13 protein-coding genes are annotated in these 18484 nt (G+C 38.2%); 1 reads left to right on the top strand and 12 read right to left on the bottom strand.

All coding sequences use genetic code 11. From position 1 onward, the window contains the following. Window positions 1-16: 16 nt before the first annotated feature. The 10 genes from EPI11_RS01470 to EPI11_RS01425 form a co-directional block, all read right to left on the bottom strand. The gene (locus EPI11_RS01470) at window positions 17-367 is read right to left on the bottom strand and encodes a cytochrome C oxidase subunit IV family protein (RefSeq protein ID WP_128388179.1); all 351 of its coding nucleotides are present in this window, start codon (window positions 365-367) and stop codon (window positions 17-19) included. An 18-nt stretch (window positions 368-385) separates the two neighbouring features. Beyond that, window positions 386-1363 (bottom strand): cytochrome c oxidase subunit 3, encoded by a 978-nt coding sequence (locus EPI11_RS01465; protein WP_128388178.1) that lies wholly within the window; start codon window positions 1361-1363, stop codon window positions 386-388. A gap of 46 nt (window positions 1364-1409) precedes the next feature. After that, window positions 1410-1988, bottom strand: coding sequence for a cytochrome c oxidase subunit 3 (locus tag EPI11_RS01460; RefSeq protein ID WP_128388177.1), 579 nt, complete (start codon window positions 1986-1988; stop codon window positions 1410-1412). A gap of 4 nt (window positions 1989-1992) precedes the next feature. Continuing rightward, window positions 1993-2895 carry a heme o synthase gene (gene cyoE, locus EPI11_RS01455; protein ID WP_206619084.1) on the bottom strand — a complete coding sequence of 301 codons (903 nt, stop codon included), beginning with the start codon at window positions 2893-2895 and terminating at the stop codon, window positions 1993-1995. 308 nt (window positions 2896-3203) lie between these two features. Next, window positions 3204-3947: a deoxyribose-phosphate aldolase gene (deoC, locus tag EPI11_RS01450; protein WP_128388175.1), complete on the bottom strand. Its 744-nt coding sequence runs from the start codon at window positions 3945-3947 to the stop codon at window positions 3204-3206. A 46-nt stretch (window positions 3948-3993) separates the two neighbouring features. Beyond that, window positions 3994-4368, bottom strand: coding sequence for a VanZ family protein (locus tag EPI11_RS01445; RefSeq protein WP_128388174.1), 375 nt, complete (start codon window positions 4366-4368; stop codon window positions 3994-3996). Then, window positions 4361-4741 (bottom strand): glycine cleavage system protein GcvH, encoded by a 381-nt coding sequence (gene gcvH, locus EPI11_RS01440; protein WP_128388173.1) that lies wholly within the window; start codon window positions 4739-4741, stop codon window positions 4361-4363. Before gcvH ends, EPI11_RS01445 begins: the two co-directional genes overlap by 8 nt. A 58-nt stretch (window positions 4742-4799) precedes the next feature. Further along, a complete protein-coding gene (gene sov / locus EPI11_RS01435) occupies window positions 4800-12131 on the bottom strand; it encodes a T9SS outer membrane translocon Sov/SprA (protein WP_128388172.1) in 7332 nt (2443 codons plus the stop codon). A 3-nt stretch (window positions 12132-12134) separates the two neighbouring features. After that, window positions 12135-12716, bottom strand: coding sequence for a Holliday junction branch migration protein RuvA (ruvA, locus tag EPI11_RS01430; protein WP_128388171.1), 582 nt, complete (start codon window positions 12714-12716; stop codon window positions 12135-12137). Window positions 12717-12773: 57 nt separating this feature from the next. After that, a complete protein-coding gene (locus EPI11_RS01425; RefSeq protein ID WP_128388170.1) occupies window positions 12774-15065 on the bottom strand; it encodes an NADP-dependent malic enzyme in 2292 nt (763 codons plus the stop codon). 135 nt (window positions 15066-15200) lie between these two features. Between EPI11_RS01425 and EPI11_RS01420 the strand changes: the two genes are divergently transcribed. After that, window positions 15201-16973 carry a DUF885 domain-containing protein gene (locus EPI11_RS01420; RefSeq protein ID WP_128388169.1) on the top strand — a complete coding sequence of 591 codons (1773 nt, stop codon included), beginning with the start codon at window positions 15201-15203 and terminating at the stop codon, window positions 16971-16973. 87 nt (window positions 16974-17060) lie between these two features. Here the strand turns inward: EPI11_RS01420 and EPI11_RS01415 are convergent, their stop codons facing one another. Beyond that, window positions 17061-17525 (bottom strand): OsmC family protein, encoded by a 465-nt coding sequence (locus EPI11_RS01415; protein WP_128388451.1) that lies wholly within the window; start codon window positions 17523-17525, stop codon window positions 17061-17063. A gap of 14 nt (window positions 17526-17539) precedes the next feature. Next, window positions 17540-18466, bottom strand: a complete 927-nt coding sequence (queG, locus tag EPI11_RS01410; RefSeq protein WP_128388168.1) for a tRNA epoxyqueuosine(34) reductase QueG — start codon at window positions 18464-18466, stop codon at window positions 17540-17542. Window positions 18467-18484: the final 18 nt, after the last annotated feature.

Raw genomic sequence — 18484 nt, 5'->3', positions numbered from 1 at the left:
TTATAATTAATATGTCTTAGAATATCCACTTATATTGTGCATCTCTAAAGACTTCAAAAATATAATTACCTTCTATCAGCAAGATGAACACTAAATAGATAATTAAGAACACTAAAGGCGCCACAATAGACCACCTTAAGCTGCTTTTTTCTCCTTCAAGGTGCATGAATGCCCACATGATATAATAGGCCTTAACAACTGTAAGGATTATAAATATCCAGTTCAATAAATTCATCTGGAATAAATTGCTCATGTATAATGATTCCGGTTTAGCTATACCTAAAATAACCTCTACGATAGTTATTACAGATAATAGTCCAAAAACGTACCATATTCTTTTTGTATTCGATTCGTGTGAATGTGCCATGGTGCTATTTTTTAATAATTAAACTAGGTAGAAGAATGTAAATACAAACACCCAAACTAAATCTACAAAGTGCCAGTAAAGACCAACTTTCTCTACCATTTCATAACTTCTTCTTTTTTCGTAAGTACCAAGTATTACATTAAGGAAAATAAGGATATTAATCATTACCCCAGAGAATACGTGGAAACCGTGGAAACCTGTAATGAAGAAAAAGAAGTTGGCAAATAATTTATGACCATACTCGTTTCTTATAAGGTTAGCGCCTTCTACAACATAATGAGCTTCAGCAAGTCTTTTGATAGACTGATCTCTCGTTAATATTGTTTTTTGTTTTTTATCTGTAAGGAATTCAGTTCTTACAAGAAGATTAGGATTCGCTTTGAAACCTTCAACTACTTCTTCTACAGTATATGTAGGTAAAGTAGCTCCATCCTGAAACCATATTCCGTTGCTTTTCTTCTTCTGAACCTGATTAGTTGGTAAATGTGCTGCAAAATCTGCAAGTTTCACTCTGTTTCCGCTTGTATCAACAAACTGAAGTATAGCTCCACCTTTAGTTTCGATTGCACCATATTCTCCTTTAATGAAGTTTTTCCATTCCCAAGCCTGAGAACCAAGGAAAATAAAACCACCTACAATGGTTAGCAGCATATATACAGCAACCTTTGTTTTTTTCATGTGGTGACCTGCATCAACTGCAAGAACCATCGTTACCGATGAGAAAATAAGTATAAATGTCATCAATGCCACATAGTACATTGGTGCATCTACACCATGCAAAAACGGAAAGTGATTAAACACTTCGTCCGCTATCGGCCAAGTTTCAATGAATTTAAATCTCGAAAAGCCGTAAGCTGCAAGAAATCCTGAGAAAGTAAGGGCATCTGATACGATAAAAAACCACATCATCATTTTGCCATAACTTGCCCCCATAGGCTCGTTTCCTCCGCCCCATGTTTTGCCTGTAGTAGCTGTTGTAGTAACTGTCGCTGCCATATAAAGTTATTGGTTAAAAAGTTTCCAAATTTACATTTTTTTTCTTTTAATAGAAATAGAAAAAGAAAAACAAATAAACCCACAAAATATCAAGAAAGTGCCAAAACATTGCACCCAACTCTATTCCAAGGGTTTGAGACGAATTGTATTTTTGTTTAAAATGATTATAAATTACAACCAGCAGCACAATAAGTCCTGCAAAAAGGTGAGCAAGGTGAAGCATCGTAACAATATAAAGGAACGAAGTAGTTACAGTACTCTCTGGTCCTGTAAAATAATAACCGTTCTTTATAACCTCACTAAAGCCATAAAACTGAGCTACAACAAATGCAATACCTAAGCCTAATGTAACTAAAAGCCACATTGTAGTTGCACTGCGGTCGTTCTTTTTCATGGTCACTTTTGCCATATGAAATGTAATACTACTCACAACAATAAGCACTGTACTTATTATAAAAGCCTGCGGTAAAACAAAATCATTTAACCAGTCCGGCCTTGAAGTACTCACAACATACGCACTGGTAAGTCCGGCAAACATCATAAACATGCTTACCATTGCAAACCATAACAACATTTTTTTAGACTTAGCATTCCTTTCGTTATGCTCTTCGAGTGTCATTTTCATACTATTATCTAATAAATTTATCTAAAACATATATTACCTGCAGCAATGAAATGTAAGAAACACTCACCAGCATTAACTTCCGTGCGGCAGGCGCGTCCATTTTTTTATATAACTTAACTGCATAAACCAGCATCCATAAGCCCAGCAGGAATACTATAACCGCAGATACTATGCTTAACTTTAATTCTCCTGTAAACCCGGTTACAGGCAGTAATGATGCTATAATTAACCATACTGTATATAATATGGTCTGCAAGGCTGTTTTTTTGTCCTTCTTACCTGTAGGAAGCATAAAGAAACCTGCTTTCTTATAATCGTCAAACAAAAACCAGCCAATAGCCCAAAAGTGGGGGAACTGCCAGAAAAACTGTATAAGAAACAATGTCCCCGCTTCGATACCAAAAACATCTGTAGCAGCTACCCAGCCTAACATAAATGGTATAGCACCCGGAAATGCACCTACAAATACAGACAATGGTGTCCTCGTTTTTAAAGGTGTGTAGATGCTTGTGTATAAGAATATAGATATTGCCCCAAACATTGCCGTTTTAGGATTAATACTATATAGTATACCAATACCTATAACAGTCAATATAGCTCCTACGACAAAAGCAGTTCGCACAGACATTTTTCCTGAAGGAACGGGACGTTTTTTTGTCCTGTCCATTAAGGCATCGAGGTCTTTTTCTATAATTTGGTTGAAAACGTTAGAAGCCCCTACCATACAATAACCGCCAAGGGCTAAAAGGAAAAGAGTCATCCAGCTAAAAGCATGTTCTTCTGACACGCCAAGGAGGTATCCGGCCACAGATGAAAACACAACACTAATAGCAAGTCTAGCCTTTGTTATTGCGATAAAATCTGCAAAAATGGATTTAAAAGAAAGTGGGTCTTGTTGAGCGTTCAAAATGATTTTCATTGGGGTTTACAAAACTTGCGCAAAGATACTCCAAAATTACATTTACTCAAAAGGATATTGGAAAAGAAGCAGTAAAATAAAAAATACTAAAAAAAATAACATTTCGACGCAACCTTTTTAATTTGTATGCATCTACTAGTTGTAGTTCCTTTTTAAAATCACTTCCCGAATCTTAAAAAGCTATTACAGAAAAGAAAATTTCGCTGGGAATAATTGCTATGAAAAAGAAATAAATCTCAAAAAGAAATTTGCTATGTGAAGAAATAACCTTCCCCAACCCGGGAAGGTTTTTTCATTTAATAACCTCCCTCTGCTTTACTTCCATCAGCTATAGATTTGGCAGACGACGTACCTATACGCTTTACACCTAATGCTATCATTTGCTGCGCTTCCTGCAATGTACGCACGCCTCCTGCAGCTTTAACAGGCAACGGAAAAGAATTTTCCAACATTAATTTTATTGCCGATAATGTGGCTCCGTTTGGCATACCGTCACGAGTTTTATAAAATCCGGTAGATGATTTCACGAATACTTTAGAATATTTATTCTCTTCAAAATTGGACAAAACGACATTCTTCACTAAAGCACTTAACTGCACAATTTCATGATCATTAAGTGCTGCCACCTCGATTATCCATTTTACAATTTTATCATTTTGAAGTCCTAAGTAGGTACATTGTAATACCTGTTCTTTTACAGTATCAACCTTTCCTGCTTTGAATCCTTCATAATCCAAAACAAAATCAAGATCATCAGCACCATCAACAATTGCTTTTTCGGCTTCAGCAAGTTTATTTTCCAGCGAACCTTTACCCTCCGGAAAGTCGATAACTGTACCGATACTAACTTTAGAGTTTGCGGCAGTGATTAGTTCTTTAGCCATTTTAACCATTTCAGGGCGGATCATGACCAGCTTGAAATTTTCAGCCATCGCTTCTACGATCGCACTAACAACCACTTGGCGGTTTTCTGCTTCAGAGATCCCTGCCTGTTCGGCAGTTTTTAAATATGTCGAATCAAGATATTGCTTTATGTCCATATTATTTTAAATAAAAAATCCCCTGCCTAAGCCGGGGATTATATAACTATTGTTTCTTTTTCTTTAAAAACCATAAAACCAAAACTGCCAAAGCACTTCCGGCTGTATTGGCCAGCACATCCATAATGTCAGCACTTCTATCGGCAGTAAATGCTCCCTGGCATACCTCAATGATGATACCATAAACTACTGCCATAAAAAAAGTCAATACTATTGTTTTACTGTAACTGTAATTCTTTTTTGACCAAAAATACAGACACCACAATAATGTAAAGACAAAATAAAAAATAAAATGAACCGCCTTGTCTTTATTTGGAATATTCAGCCAATTTGCCTGTGGAATCTGTGAAGACCCGGTTAGACAGAAATAGGTTAGAAATAATGTCCAGACGATAGCCGCCCAAAGAAATTTATTATGCACCTATTAGCTCTTTGTACTGATCGCTGCTTAGCAATTCACTTACTTCAGAGTCGTTCGATATTTTAATTTTAATCATCCATCCGTCTCCGTAAGGATCAGAGTTTACTTTTTCCGGAGTAGTTTCAAGAGAATCGTTAAATTCAATTATCTCTCCAGATAATGGAAGGAAAAGGTCTGATACTGTTTTAACAGCTTCTACCGTACCAAAAACTTCATCTTTATCAAGAGTCTGATCAAGAGTTTCTACTTCAACGTATACTATATCACCCAATTCTTTTTGAGCAAAATCAGTAATGCCTACTGTAGCTACATCACCTTCTATCTTAACCCACTCGTGGTCTTTTGTGTACTTTAAATTTGCTGGAATATTCATGTTACTTTGTTTTTCGCAAATGTATGTTATATAAAAATAACTCTAAAATGTTTTTCGATTAATTTCCGAAATTATACCTGATGGTAAATCCGGAACGTATATTAGTTAACGGATAAGAAGTAGATATTACCGCTTTCGAGAACGAATGGTCATAGTAGAATATCGCTGTTAAGTTTTTACTGAACGAATAATCTGCTGTAAACTTAACTGTCCAGATGTTCTGTCCACCACCTAACTGGTTGTTATCATAATCCAGGTAACGTATTATCGTTTCATTCTTCCTAAGTGAGAAATCCGTCTTAATGTTAATATCACTTCTAATAGTATTAGTAGGATTATCTGCTAGGCTGGAATTAATAATAACATCCTTGATACGGTAACCAAGCCCTACAATATATTCGTTTCCTCTAACCTCTGTAAGAAGGTTGTTATCAAAACTCATGTTCAGGGTTCTGTCTTTTCTTATCTCTGCTAATATTTTTATAGAGTTCTTCATCTCAAAATCTACACGGATAAGCGGACTGAACTGCTCTGTAAGGTTGATGTTTGATATAATATTTCTATTAATGAAGTTACCTTCACCGTTATTATCACGTTTTTCTGTATTACCCGGATCATAGTCTAAGTTAGAACGGAATGCATTAATGTTATAACTTGATTTATAACCGTGCTGTAAAGAGAAACGCTTAAACCTGTCTTTAAAGAATTTGTAACGCATAAGTCCGGTATACTTAACTACCCAGTTAGGCAGTGGTATATCCCTAAATGCACTTGTAGAAACTTTAGAAGCATCCTGTCCTGAATAAGCAGCAAGGAAAGACGGTAATAATACTGCCTGGCTGTTACGGCCATACCCTACCGGATAGCCAACATTTGCCTTAGCAAAATCACTGGCACCAGCTCCACCTTCATATCTAGGGAAAGCAGTTCCACCATAATGCTGTTCTGCAAGCCTGTTTGCAATATCCAGCCTGTTGCTTCTCATTTCGTCAAATGCTGCAGATCCATTTACATCGCTTTGGCTGAATGCCGTTTTGATAAGAATGGTAGATATCTGGAAATTACCAAATGAATATGGTGATAAGCTATTGTACCATGGCTGGTCTGAACCATCCGGTCTTGCAATAACTTCATACTGTTCAGAATAATTCTTAGCATAATTTCTGTCTGCTGTTAGATCTATTTTAAGATCAGGGAATAAATCTACTGCCGCAGTAAGGTTAAGCATTCTTGTATTAACCTGTGTATAGTTCTGATTGAACTTGTCGTATGTAGTTAAATATCCATGTCTCGCAGCTTCTTCCCTAATATCGTCCTGGTTACCAAACACAAATCCCATTGTAGGTTTTGAAGAGCCAAGGAAACCAATAGTAGGTAAATAGCCCGGTAATACAGTACCGTTTGTTTCTGTATAATTTATTTGTATGTTCTTAATACTGGTAGCTATACCAATAAGCCCATTCACGAAAACATTATCATTTGTTGTTGCAGTTGGCGCAGCAGCAATTTTCTCACCTGGTTTTGGAGCTGTTTTTGGCGGTGCATTTTTAACCGGCTTTTTAGCTGTAAGACCAACGTATTTGTACAACAAGTCCATATTTAATGTTGTATTCAATACATGCTTGTTTGAGTTTTGAACTGTGTTACCTAAATTATATACTCCTGTTTCGTCTTCAATTACAGAAAGTGCATCTGTAGAACGCTGCCAGTTATAATTACCTGTATAACTGTAGGTAGACTTAACAAAACTAAAAATTGGCAGTTTGTTTATCGGTATATCATAGTTTACTACAAACTGCTGAGTATGTGTATTAGGTTCTCCCGTATTCCAGAAATCTTCCCAGATAGTATAATCACTCTGTATCGTTTCATCTCTTGACATTGGATAATTTCTCACAATATTACTAGTCGCAACAGCATAGTTGAACTTAAGTGACTTTGTAATGTTATAGTTGAAACCATACTGATAGTTAAAGAAATAATTTCTTCTATACAATGGACTAATTGGAATACCTTCTACATCAATATTTCTAAATTGCTGTCTGTTAAACTGCCTGATGATATCTGTACTAAATGAAATATTAGTTGGCAGATAATTAAAATTAAAGTCGCTAAGCAGTTTCCAATACTGGCTTTTTTTCATGAAAGCAGTATTTTTTAACGGTTCAATAGGCTTTGGTTTAAAGGCATAACTATAATTCGCCGTAGTTCTTACCTGTTGATCCAGTAAGCTTTCAACCTCAAAATCATGGTGTTCTGTTTGATTAAATGAATACGAAAGTGTTATATTTTCCGGGTCATAAACATGTTGTTTTTGCTCCGCTCCTCTTTCTTTTTTAACCCCAATAAAGTTTATACTCTTTCTTTTTGTATAATCAATAGCCCTGTCACGCAGATTGTCTTTCTCTGCCTCACTTGCGGTAACATCTATAAGCTGCTGTAATTTAACATCCTGTTGGAAAGGGTCATACTCCGGAGTAATGATCTCTTCACCTACACCATAGTTAAATGGCAGGTTTATACCCCATTTCTTAGGAAGTAATTTACCTAAACTAATATTTGTAACAATGTCATATTGCTTTACATCTTCCCTGCTTCGTTCGTTAGGACTTTGTTCGATTGTTCCGAAACCAATCGTACTCATTCTACCGGTAGCAGATAGTGTTGCAAAATCGGCAAAGTTAGTATCCATACTTGCTACAGCTGCCATACCACCTTTATTGTCCATGTCAGACAGGCGAAGCTCATTGAACCACACTTCTCCTCGAATGGTTTTAGCACCGGGCTGCGTTAGACTGTAACTGTTCTTTACACCTAACATTAAGGTTCTTACATTACCAAAGTTAGGATTACCTTTAATACCTATTATCATATCCGGACTCAAAGACGAGTCTAATGATTGAGCCGTTACAAACACAATTCCATTTACATCCGGCGGTGGTACATTACCTCCAAGTTTCATGATCTTAAGCTTGGTAAGTGCGGAAAGTGATAATACGACCTCATTAGCATCCGGCCATACCTCTTCGGCTGTAACCTGATTTTGTCCTGTAACCTTAAGCTTCATCTCTACCTGATAGAAGTTATCTGTAAAGTCGTTACCAAAACGCAGGAAAGCCCTCATCTCATCGTCAAGCAATGGTACACCGTCTGTTGGTAATGCTTCAGCATGAAGGAACATTCTTAGTTTTTTAAACTGACGCATATCCACATTCACGTTTTTAAATACCGCACGTGAATCATCCGGTTCTAAACCGCCGTCTGTACCCAATGCAGAATAAGCTCTTAATGAAAGTGACTGCTCATTTTGATTAATTACTGCATTGTTACTATATAGCTGTTCTCTTCTTACACCCGGAGGTGAAACATATTTTATAGGTTTTCTATCGCCATTTTCCTGTACATTAAGTGATACAACATCAAAGCCTGTATTATCGTCCGTAAGTAATGGATCATTAGCGTCAAGTGTATTTGCAAAACGTCTCCATTCACCTCTTACAAGATCCAGTGCTCCAAAACGAAGTGTAACATCATTTTTAAAGCCTGTCATTAACAATCTCATAAAACGAATAGAACGTATACTACTTATACCTCCAACCGCTACAGCTCCCGGTCCTTCTACAGGTACTTTATACAATAGCCATCTACCTGTCAGCCTTGGGCCTGCATCTGTAGCTACGTCAAATTTTCTTTCATCTACTACATATCCTTCACCCGGTTTTACGCCCGGAGTAATAGGAATTTGATATCTAAAATAGGCATCAATAGTATTCATAGTATTGTCCCTGTTGATATCTTCAGTATCAGGCAGTGTAGTCGAACCTCTGTTTGTATTACCTACATCAACCGGTGAATTTCCCTGAGTACCGTTATAGTTTTTATATCTATCTAATATACCTCCTGTAGCAGATAAATAAAACTGGTAGTTATCTCCCGAAGGGTCATCAAGACCACCATATCCATGATCTGCAAATTTTGCACGTTCTTCATCATCCGTTAAACCATCAAAACCTACATCCTGAATGGCACGGTTTGCGTTATTTGTATCAAACGCATAGATAAGGGACTGCGAAACCGGAACATCTCCCCATACTGTAGAAAAAATTGCTTGGTTCGCATTTGCTTCAGGAAGTCCATTCTCGTACTGTTTCCTGTTATCTTTTAATATATCTTCAGATAATTCTCCAAGATTTATTTCAAGCATACCTGTATTATCCTGAGGTATAACATCATCAGGGTTACCCGAAAACGGGTCCATTATCCAAAACTGAATATATTCAACGTTTGTCTGCTCAAAATTGGTTGAATTGATCGCACGCATAATACCTGCCCAGTTTTGCGGAGCATCGGCCTCAGTAAATGTGAAATTATTTCCGGCATTTAACTCAATGTTATTAAAGTTATACGGGCCTCTTTCACGCGGGTAGTAACTAAGATCCAGTGTATTTACAACTCTTGTCTGACCAGGAGCAACATCTGTTACAGGATAAAGCTCATCATAATAAACACGTCTTGTCTTGTTTGAAGCCAAGTCTTGTTTACTGATTCCTGAAGGCTGTGAATTTGAAGCATAAAATATAGGATCAATACTGTACCAAGATAATTTTGATCTTCTAAATCCATATGCCAAATCGTTTGTAGGTGATATTTCACCTGGAAACAATGTTGCCGGTGCGCTGGAAAGTGTCCAACCCAAAGCAGAACGCATATCTATATTTGTTTGTGATCCTTCAAAATCGTCAATGTAGGTCGTTGCCTCACCATTGAACTGGTCAGCTTTAGAAGCTCCCGGCTGCAGGTAAGCAACCTCACCTCTAAAGGAGAAATTAGAAGGTACGTCTGTATCTAAATTTGGAAGTTTATTTACCATTCTTGTAAAGAAAGGTACTTCGGTAGAAAAAGTAGTATTTAAACCATAAATGGTATTGTTTACCGATTCCTGTCCGTAATTTGTTTTTTGGGTAAACGGCCTTTCAGACATATTAAGCAATGTACCGCCAATTAAAAACTTATCGCTGAATTTATGTTCGATGTTAAATCCTGCAAAACGTCTTGTCTGCTGTCCAAAAACAGAATTGTTTTCTACAGAGACTTCGATAGGCGTATTAGACGCCTGTAAAGAAGGGTCTATAATCTGTACTCTTCCTAATTGATAGTTTACCGTATAGTCTGTACCTTCTACAAGTACACGTCCTCCTGCTGTTACAACAACCGATCCCTGCGGAACGTTAAAAGCGCCTAAAGGTATGCCATCGCCTCCTGTAGATTTAAACCTACCTCTTAACTGGAACTTATTTTTCTCACTTTGTTGTAAAGCGTCAGCCTGTGTACTTTTGTACATACTACGATATACATATCGCTTTTGGTTAGGGTTAAATAATGTTTCAGGGTCAGTGTTATAATCCCCTGTTGCACCTTCTGCCTGTAGTTTATCGTATAAAAATTCTCCAAAAGGTTCTGCAGTAGTAAATATGACTTTTCCAAACTGCGGATCGATCGTCATTCCCGGTACAAAGTCAAAAAAACCATCTCCTCCCGGCTGAGGGTCACCCGCATAGGTTAGCCTGTCTACATTGAAAACATTTAGAAGCGGCGTATCTGCTACTGCTACATCAGGATCATCTCCACCCGGTAAAGGGAACCCATCAACCGGGCTAATGTAATTTAACGGTGACGGATCTGTATATAATATATTAAATCTAAAATCTTCCTGTGCTAATTGGAACGCTCCCGGTATCTGGTAAACGTTTTTCATCATCAAATCCCAAACCGGCTCCTCTACATTTACCAGGTTGCTCTTAAGCATTTTTAATATAAGACTCTGAGTAACCGGAATTGGCGGCGGTCCGCCCGGAGTATTTCCTGCCTGATTGTCTATCACAGTAGCCTCAATACCATCTGTACCAAATTCACCAACCTGGTGTACTTCCCTACCATCTGTATATTGATAAGCAACAGCAAGAACTTCGTCGTTATTTAACCTTTGATTTAAAGAGATATATCCTAACTGAGTATTAAAAGTATACTCACTAGGTGATAATTTCCTTGCATTTTCAAGTTTAGAATAATCCCGTCCTTCTTTTGCAACAAGACCATTTGTAAAACTTCCGTCATTAACCGTTACAATTTCTCTTATACTTGAAGCAAGCCAGCTTCCTGCATTAATTTTTTCAGGATCCAGTTTATTATTTTCGTTATCAGGCAGCGAGTTTGCCGGTACATTAAAGAATCCCGGAAGAGCTGGAGAAAAACCAATAATCTGGTCTGTAATATCAACTGACACGTTACCCGCTTTTGTAAGCGGTGCCTCACCTAAATCCTGTATTGCTATAATGTTCCTGGAATTGTTCTCGGCTGCATTTATCCTGTTCTGCCTGTTAGTTACCCATACCTCCATACGGGTAATCTGAACCCTGCTGGCAACAAGTGGGTATTTTTTTAACGCAAGATCATACCTTGTCCTAAAATATTGTGACAGGAAGAAGTGTTTATCTGCATCATAATCAAGCGCAAAAAGCTGGAAGTCCTGAATAGTACCTCCGCCCTGAGCCGTTACTGTTTTAGTTTGTGATTTTTGTTCAGAGAATACTCCTGTGAAAGTCGTTTTACCAAATTGTAATGCCAGCTTCACACCAAAAAGACTCTGAGCTCCCCTAACAAGGGAGTTAGATAGCGGGAAACTTACGTTACCTACTTCTATCTTCTGAATAATATCGTCTTCTGTAGGGGTATATTCCAGTTTTATAAGGTTCTGGAAAGCAAATGTAGATTCTGTATCATAGTTTGCCGTTACATTAAGCCTGGTACCTACTTTACCCTGAAGTCCCATCGAAATACGCTGATCGAAATCGAATGTAAATGTTTTACGGTTTCGTGGTGAAAGTGAAGGATTATCCTGTTTTGTGAAACGCACACCAAGATCTAACTCTACCGATCCCTGAGGTTTAATATCTATTGTATTCCCGCCAAAGAGAGTTTCGAAAAAGCTTGAATTTACATAATAACGAGGCAGCAGGTTTTTCTGCTGTTCTTCGGTACCTTTTCCATCTATTGCATTGGATTTTTCCTGAAAATAGGTACGCATCGATTCCCTTAATGCTAACTCCTGATACTGTTCAGGCGTAAGGATTATTGGATAGGTAATATTAAAACCGTCAAACTTATGGGTATAGATATAACGATTTGTAGCAGCGTCATAGGTATATGCCTCGACGATGCTTCTGGGGTTAGCTATTTCTACCTTACCTGTGTTATATCCCTTAATGGTATCTCGCGATTTGTCCTCCTCTTCATCTACCTGTGCCTGCGCTACAAAACCAAAAATTAAAAATACTACTGATAGGACGTATTTTAGTTCACTGCAAAAATCTTTAGAGTATTCTGTTTTCAAGGACTATAAATTTTTTAATGCTTGTTTTATAATTGTCTCTACACTGGCCGACGGATTTTCTTTAACAATTTTTTCGATCGCTTTTTCTGCTAACTTTTTGTTAAAGCCTAATACCTCCAAGGCAGATAACGCTTCATCTTTGTTTGTATTGTAACCCGCACCCGAAACTTCGTCTAAATCGTATAGTTTTAACACTTTATCCTTTAAATCGAGTATTACCCTCTGGGCAGTTTTAGTACCTATTCCCTTTATAGACTGTATAGTAGCTACATCTCCCGTACCTATAGAATGTATAATCTGTTTTGGGTCTAACGATGATAACATAGTCCTTGCGGTACCTGCTCCTACCCCTGAAACAGAAAGCAACAGCTTAAAAAGTTCCCTTTCGGCCTTTTCCACAAAGCCAAAAAGCGTGTGGGCATCTTCCTTTATTTGTAAGAAAGTATACAGCTTTATGTTTTCAAAATCAGGCAATAAGGAAAATGTATGCAGTGATATATTAACCTGGTATCCTACACCATTACATTCTATAATGACATCGGTAGGTGTTTTCTCTACTAATCTTCCCTGAAGGTGTGCTATCATATTATTTTTTTAAGCCGTTCCCAAAAATAGTAAAATTCTTTAACCTTGCGCCAAAAACTATTTTTTTGCCATTTTTAGGCGTTTTTCTTTCTCCTGAGCGTCTACAACCACGACTGCAGCCATATTTACCATCTCTTCAACACTGGCACCAAGCTGAAAAACGTGCACCGGTTTGTCCATACCAAGCATAATTGGGCCTATGGAAACAACTTTATCAAGTTCTTTTAGAAGTTTATACGTTATGTTCGCCGCATCCAAGTTAGCGAAAATAAGTGTATTTACTTTCTTACCTGCTAATTTAGAAAATGGGAATTTATCTTTAAGCATTTCTGAGTTTAAAGCGAAGTCGGCCTGGATTTCACCATCAACAATAAGATCCGGATGATTTTTGTGCAGATATGCTGCTGCTTCCCTCATTTTCACCGCACTTGGATCTGTAGACGACCCAAAGTTAGAGAAGGAAACCAATGCTAACACCGGTTCCATTCCAAACATACGTACCGTACGTGCTGTCATCAATGCAATTTTTGCAATATCATCTGCAGATGGATTTGGATTGATTGCCGTATCCGAAAGGAATATTGGCCCTCTCTTAGTAAGCATCATGTTTGTTGTTGCTATCTTAGTAACACCAGGTGCCCTGTCGATAAGCTGCATAATTGGCTTAACAGTAGATGGGTAACTTCTTGAATACCCTGTAAGCATACCATCAGCTTCGCCTTCATTCACCATCATCGATGCAAAATAATTACGCTCCCTCATCCACTTTTGAGCATCCAGAAGATTCACTCCGCGACGTTGTCTTGACTCCCAGTATGCTTGTGCATAACGCAGCCTTCTTTCGTCTTCTTCTTCTGTTTTAGGATCTATAATAGCAACTTCGGCATCAAAGCCTATTTCTTCTTTTAATTCGTTTATCGTCTCTCTGTTTCCTAAAAGTATTGGCGTACAGATACCTTCTTCCATAGCGATTTGAGCCGCTTTTAGTACCGAAAGGTGGTCTGCTTCAGCAAAAACGATTCTTTTAGGTTCTGTTTTAGCCCTGTTTGTAAGCAATCGCACCATTTTGTTATCGTTACCCAAACGTTCCAATAGTTCCTCCACATACTTATCCCAATCCTGAATAGGGTTTTTTGCAACGCCGCTTTCCATTGCAGCTTTAGCGACAGCTGGTGCTACAACAGCAATAAGCCTTGGATCGAAAGGTTTTGGGATAATATAATCACGCCCAAAGTTAAGTTTCGTCTCACCATAAGCAATATTAACCTGCTCCGGAACCGGTGCTTTTGCCAGTTCTGCCAAAGCCCTAACGGCAGCCATTTTCATAGCTTCGTTTATTTTAGTAGCACGTACATCGAGTGCTCCTCTAAAAATGTATGGAAAACCAAGTACGTTATTTACCTGGTTAGGATGGTCAGACCTTCCTGTTGCCATAATAATATCAGGACGTGTAGCTATTGCTACGTGGTAATCAATTTCCGGTATTGGGTTTGCCATTGCAAAAACAATAGGATCATTGTTCATGGTTAAAAGCATTTCTGATGAAAGTACATTCCCTACCGAAAGACCAAGAAAAACATCGGCTCCTTTTACCGCTTCGCCAAGCGAAAGGGCTGCACCGTCTTTAGCATATTTTCGTTGTAGGTCAGATATATCTGCACGGCTGTTTACCAGCATACCGTCTTTATCAAACATAATGATATTTGACGCCTTAACACCTAATAACAGGTAAAGGTTAGCGCAGGCAAGTGCAGCAGAACCGGCTCCTGAAACTACTACCTTAATGCTCTCCATTGTTTTTCCGGCAAGGTCTACAGCGTTTAATAATGCTGCCGATGAAATGATCGCCGTACCGTGCTGATCGTCATGCATTACCGGGATATCAAGCTCTTCTACCAGTCTTCTTTCAATTTCGAAAGACTCCGGTGCTTTGATATCTTCAAGGTTAATACCTCCAAAAGTAGGAGCTATATTTTTAACGGTTTCAACAAATTTGTCGATATCCTTAGTATCTACTTCAATATCGAATACATCGATATCAGAGAAGATCTTAAATAGAAGGCCTTTACCTTCCATAACCGGTTTAGAAGCTTCCGGGCCAATATCACCCAGGCCTAAAACGGCAGTACCGTTAGATATTACAGCTACAAGGTTACCCTTTGCTGTGTATTTATATACATTATTAACGTCTTTTGCAATTTCAAGGCAAGGTTCTGCCACACCCGGAGAGTAGGCCAATGACAGGTCTCTCTGAGTAGCATAAGGTTTTGTAGGCACTACCTGAATTTTACCTGGGTGTGGTTTCGCATGGTATAGCAGCGCTTCTCTTCTCTTACTGTATTGATTCATTCTGATTATTTATTTTCTGGAACCCACAAAGGTAACCCAATCAGAGAAATTGAGAAATTTTTAACGCTATTCTTTTACCAAAGGTTTTTCCCACGAAAAATGTATCTTTAAACAAATTTTAATGCCACATCAATCATGAAGAAAACATTTTTATTTCTTTTTGCACTAACAACGATCCTGCAATCGTGCGGTAAAAAAGAGCCTGTTACCACTGATAATAAAGAACTGGGCGAAACACTTCAGCATTACTATGAGGAAAGAATGAAGCTTTTCCCTATGGAAGCTACCATGGCAGGCGATAGCCTTTACAACAACATCCTGCCTAATACGCTTACGGATGATTATACCCAAAATGTAAAATCTTTTTTCACGAAGTACAAAGAATCACTGTCTAAATTTAAGGAAGATGATCTATCTGAAAATGACAAATTAAGCATATCGCTATTGAAATGGGAATGTGACATTAACCTGGAACAACTGGACTTTAAGGAGAACTTAATGCCACTTAACCAGTTCACTTCACTACCATTAACCATAGGGCAATTTGCAAGCGGTTCCAGTGCCCAGCCTTTTAAAACGGTTAAAGATTATAATAACTGGCTGCAACGCCTTGATGCTTTTAACGACTGGCTGATCACTGCCCAACAACGTATGAAAGAAGGCGTATCGAAGGGGTATGTTCTACCAAAATCGCTTACGGCAAAGTTATTACCACAGTTAAAAGACCTTGCTGAAACCGACTTAAAAAACCATTTATTTTACAGCCCGGTAAAAGCCTTCCCTGAAAGTTTTACCGATGCCGAAAAGAAAGATCTTACCGATAAATTCACTAAAATACTTAGCGACAAACTTATCCCGTCTTTTAAAAACCTTTACAATTATACCAATACCGATTATTTGGCAGCAAGCCGTACAACAAGCGGAATTTCTGCTATGCCGGATGGTGATAAATATTACAAGCATCTTATAAAGCGCTATACTACTACGAATATGACTGCCGATGAAATTCATCAGTTGGGATTAAAAGAAGTAGCCCGTTTATCATCTGAAATGGAAAAAGTAAAAACGCAGGTTGGCTTTAAAGGTTCTTTAAAAGAGTTCTTTGATTATGTGCGAAACAAAAAAGAGCTTATGCCTTTCACTGATCCGCAGCAGGTTATTGACAACTTTAATGCGATCCATGAAAAGATGAAGCCTAACTTAGATAAACTGTTCGATTTAAAACCGAAAACTCCTTTTGAAGTAAAGAGAACAGAAGCTTTCCGTGAGGCATCGGCAAGTGCAGAATACAATCAGGGTTCTTTGGATGGCACACGTCCTGGTATTTTTTATGTACCAATTCCTGATGTAAAGAAATATAATGTGTTTGCTGATGAAGATCTTTTCCTTCACGAAGCGATTCCGGGACATCATTACCAGATCTCTCTTCAACAGGAAAACACAGGACTTCCTGCCTTTAGAAAAACCATTTGGTTTAATGCTTATGGAGAAGGATGGGCTTTATATACCGAATCATTAGGTAAAGAACTAGGACTGTATACAGACCCTTACCAATACTTCGGAATGCTAAGTGCCGAAATGCACCGTGCGATACGCCTTGTTGTAGATACCGGAATCCATACCAAAGGATGGACAAGGGAACAGGCTATCAAATATTCTATGGAAAATGAAGCAGAGCCGGAAGAAAGCATTGTTGCCGAGATCGAGCGTTATATGGCAATACCAGGCCAGGCACTTTCTTATAAAATAGGTCAGCTTAAAATTCTAGAATTACGTGCAAAAGCCGAAAAAGAATTGGGAAGCAAATTCAGCATTAAAGAATTCCACAATCAGGTACTGGATGCAGGATGCCTGCCGTTAACGGTACTTGAAGATAAAATAGATACTTGGATAACCAGTAAGAAATAACACTTTTTAATACTGTTTACTAAAACAAGAAGTCCGGTTATATTGTATAATCGGACTTCTTGTTTATATACACTTTATCGTATATCCTTATGCTGTTTCGCAACTTGGATTATGAAGGATTGGAAAATTACAAGAATTTGCAATAAAGCACAATTGATTCGCTTTTTTGTGCAGGGCTAAAGCTTCTTCTTTTCTTTCAATATCTGCGATAATTACTTTCGGATTCAATACTACTTCTGTAAAGCGTCCTGATCCATCCAGTGCTACTTCCAGTGTGGCCACAGCATCATCAGAATATGCGAGCACTTCAATCCCATTTTGGGCACATACATATAAGTAAGACATCATATGGCAGGAGACTAAACTCCCCAACAGCATATCTTCCGGATTGTACAGCAATGGATCACCTTTAAAAGCTTTTGCTGCAGATACATTTAAAACCGGCTTCCCTTCTATAACTATAGTATGGCTTCTACTATAGCTTTTTATATTTTTATTTTTCTTCTCTGAAGACCAGAAAGCTTTTGCTTTAAATAAATGTTTAAATCCCATAATCTTATTCTGCATTAAGGTTTTAGGAAATCCAGATTCCTTTTAAGCCCCTCAAACTTCGTTCGTTTTACTGCCGAATTTTTAAACACGGCCCTAAAGGTATCTTCGGTTATCTCTTCCCAATCCTTTTTTGTCATCGATAACAAATCAGGATGTGGGTTAAAAAGTGGTTCGTTGTGTGGTTTCGAAAAGCGGTTCCACGGGCATACATCCTGGCAGATATCGCACCCAAATGCCCAATCGTCCATTTTACCTTTCATCTCATTCGGCATATTATCCCTAAGTTCAATGGTAAAATAAGAAATGCATTTGCTGCCGTCTACCACATAGGGTTCAATAATCGCCTCCGTAGGGCAGGCATCAATGCAGGCCGTACAGTTTCCGCAATGATCGGTTACTGCATGATCGTATTCTAGGTCAATATCAACAATAAGTTCGGCAATAAAAAAGAAAGAACCCACCTGTTTAGTTAACAGGTTACTGTTTTTCCCCCTCCAGCCCAAGCCACTTTTAGCCGCCCATGCCTTATCCAGTACCGGTGCCGAATCTACAAATGCCCTTCCTCCTACTTCACCAATATTTTCCTGCATGGAATGCAGCAGCTCTTTGAGTTTCTCTTTGATTACAAAATGGTAATCCTGCCCGTAAGCATATTTCGATATTTTATAAGAAGCATCCGTTTGGGTTTCGCCCGGGTAATAATTCAGTAGTAATGAGATCACGCTTTTAGCATCCTCAACAAGAAGTGTTGGGTCCAGACGCTTATCGAAATAATTTTCCATATACTGCATCTGGCCGTTACGGTTTTCATTAAGCCACTTTTCAAGACGGGGTGCTTCCTCTTCTAAAAATCCTGCTTTAGAAATACCACATGACAAAAAACCGAGGCGTTTGGCCTCGGCTTTTATAAACGCTGTATATTTTTGTTTGTTATCTATCACAATAACTTATCACTTTCA

The sequence above is a fragment of the Flavobacterium cerinum genome (assembly GCF_004028155.1).
Classification (GTDB): domain Bacteria; phylum Bacteroidota; class Bacteroidia; order Flavobacteriales; family Flavobacteriaceae; genus Flavobacterium; species Flavobacterium cerinum.
This window is presented reverse-complemented; position numbering and strand designations above follow the sequence as displayed.